Below are 2,810 nucleotides of genomic sequence, written 5' to 3' on the forward strand. Positions count from 1 at the left end.
GTGCTTCACCCTCTCTAAAATGTCTTTCCTTTGGTTCATATTTCTACCTCCTGAGGAAAGTATACTCTCCTCAGGAGTGATCTGCCAAAATTGTACATTTTGAGTTGGCGATTTTGTGCATTTTCAGTTTAGCATTTATACTTTGCTTTAGCACACAAACAGCGTTGCTGTTTGTGCCGTATAAATTGCAATGAAAACAACTTTTCTTGGGCGTTGCCCAAACCCACGAGCCTTTAAAAAGGCTCGACCTAAATTTTTATTGTTTATCCGAAACTTTCTGCTAAAACATAATTTACCCCAACTATTGATAAAGAACCTTACTAAATAATCCACGCAAAAAAGCTGTACCGATAATTCGATACAGCTTTATGTATTATTCGGTTATGCCGTTACTTCTCAGATATTCCTCTATCTGCTCATCGTCCCATATACCGAGATCATCACAGCCTGCAAGGTGCTCGTTGTGGTGCTTTACCTCATGGTGCATAATTTTTTCAAGCTGAGTGTAAAGCCTCTCCTTTGGCAGACTGCCGTACACCCTCGCAATGCTTCCGTAGTAAAACACAATCGAGTTTCCGATTGAGCTACGCACATATTCGCCGAGAATATAAAGTTCTCCATGCTGACTCTGCGGGTGTAGCTTTGACTGTGGTACAAGCGACATTCCTGCATTCAGGTCACGAAAAAGTTCTGTCGGCATTGAATCTGCAATTTCATCGAGCATTTCAGCACATTCTTCAAAAGTAACCATAATTTTTACCTATTAATAATCGAGATAATCTTTAAGCTTTCTGCTTCTTGACGGATGTCTGAGCTTTCTTAAAGCCTTAGCTTCAATCTGACGAATACGCTCACGAGTTACATTAAACTCCTTGCCTACCTCTTCAAGAGTTCTGCTTCTACCGTCCTCAAGGCCAAAACGAAGTCTTAATACCTTTTCTTCCCTTGGTGTAAGGGTAGAAAGAACATCTGAAAGCTGCTCTCTGAGCATTGTGTGAGAAGCTGCGTCTGCCGGAGCAGGTGCACCGTCATCAGGAATAAAGTCACCGAGGTGGCTGTCCTCCTCCTCACCGATTGGGGTTTCAAGAGAAACCGGCTCCTGTGCCACACGCATAATTTCTCTTACCTTATCAACCGGTAAATCAAGCTCGTCTGCGATTTCGTCCGGAGTCGGCTCATGTCCGTTCTGGTGGAGAAGCTGGCTCTGTACTTTCTTAACTTTATTGATAGTTTCAACCATATGAACAGGAATACGGATTGTTCTTGCCTGGTCGGCAATGGCTCTTGTAATAGCCTGTCTGATCCACCATGTAGCGTAGGTAGAGAACTTAAAGCCCTTTGTATAGTCAAACTTATCTACAGCCTTAATAAGACCGAGATTGCCCTCCTGAATAAGGTCGAGGAACTGCATACCTCTGCCAAGGTAACGCTTTGCAATACTTACCACAAGTCTGAGGTTTGCCTCTGAAAGACGCTGTTTTGCCTGCACATCGCCCTGTGAAATACGAATAGCGAGGTCAACCTCCTCTTCAGAAGAAAGAAGCGGTACTCTGCCGATTTCTTTAAGGTAAACCTTTACAGGGTCATCAACGGTGACAGCACCGTCTGCAACAAAGTCTGACTCCTTACCAAGGTCAATATCGTCAATTTTTATGTCACCCATATCCTCAACGATTTCAATACCCTGCTGTTCAAGGTTGTCATAGAGTTTTTCGAGCTGTTCGGGGTCAAAGTCCATTTCGCCGATAGCATCAAGAATATCCTGGTTGCTAAGCTGTCCTTTTTGCTTACCAAGTTCCAAAAGCTCTTTAACAACTGTTTTCTTGTCCTGAGGTGCGTTCATACTCATTTTCCTTTCTTCAATGCACAATGGTTATATATTGTATAAGCTAAACAAATAAAAACTATTTTTTGTTTTGTTTAAGCCTTTTTAGGTAATCGTTAATGTCATTTGCCGACATATCTGCAAGCTTGTCCGAGGTAAGCTTACTGCTCTCCTCGTTTATCACCTTTATGTACTCCTCAACCGCCTGCCTTGTTGATGCCGCAGGAATGGTGGTGGAAATAAGCTTATAAAGGTAAGAAACCTCGTCTGTGGTAAAGTCGGATGACACACTTGTGAGCGGCTCATAACCGCCCTTTATCTTATCAAGCACATACTCATAGTAGCGTTTGATGAGTGAATTTGAAAATTTATCGGGTGAAACCCTTTCTGAAATACTGTTTGCATAGTCAGGATTATTTATAAGATAGACAAGCAAAGCTTCCTCCGCACTTGAACTTCTCGGCTTTTTGAAATGCTCCTTGTTAATCTTATCACTCTGTCCGTTCAGCTCAGCCTGAATCTGGCGAATTTCCTTTTTGTTTTCCTCTCGCCTGCCACGCCGTCTGATTTTTGCAACCTGCTCTTTAAAGGCATTTTTATCAATTTCAAGCTCAGTACAAAGCTTTGAGGCAAACACATCTTGCTCAATCGGACTTTCAATGGTCGCAATGATTTTTGCTGCGTCATTTAGAAAAGCTACTCTGCCGTCTGTGGTGTTGAGATTATAGTTTTCCCTGAGTTTCATCAGTCGGTACTCAACATCATTACCGCATTTGTCTATTAAAAGCTTGAATGCAGCAGGGCCGTTCTCGCCCTTTGAACGAATGAACTCGTCCGGGTCTTTGCCACTCGGAACGGTTAGAATCTTAATCGGCAGTCCCACATTACGCAAAATCTGAATTGCCCTTGCCGTTGCTTTCTGACCTGCACCGTCTGCGTCATAACAAATAATGACCTCATCGGCATATCGTTTCATCAGCACAGC

The 2,810-nt window shown here is 42.8% G+C and carries 3 protein-coding genes; all 3 read right to left on the bottom strand.

Features of this window, described 5'->3' with window-relative positions; translation table 11 throughout:
* Positions 1–373: 373 nt before the first annotated feature.
* On the bottom strand, positions 374–751 hold the full coding sequence (locus ACJMMI_RS00280; protein WP_405352395.1) for a metallopeptidase family protein: 378 nt from the start codon (positions 749–751) through the stop codon (positions 374–376).
* 12 nt (positions 752–763) lie between these two features.
* A complete protein-coding gene (rpoD, locus tag ACJMMI_RS00285; protein ID WP_405352397.1) occupies positions 764–1,843 on the bottom strand; it encodes an RNA polymerase sigma factor RpoD in 1,080 nt (359 codons plus the stop codon).
* 61 nt (positions 1,844–1,904) lie between these two features.
* The coding region (locus tag ACJMMI_RS00290; RefSeq protein ID WP_405352398.1) for a toprim domain-containing protein at positions 1,905–2,810 on the bottom strand (906 nt) is incomplete at its 5' end.

This window comes from Ruminococcus sp. (assembly GCF_045129435.1).
Lineage (GTDB): Bacteria > Bacillota > Clostridia > Oscillospirales > Acutalibacteraceae > Ruminococcoides.

Bases quoted from the DNA above. Each gene is read 5' to 3' on its own strand.
- ACJMMI_RS00280 (WP_405352395.1), bottom strand. From the start codon at position 751: ATGGTTACTTTTGAAGAATGTGCTGAAATGCTCGATGAAATTGCAGAT.
- rpoD (WP_405352397.1), bottom strand. From the start codon at position 1,843: ATGAACGCACCTCAGGACAAGAAAACAGTTGTTAAAGAGCTTTTGGAA.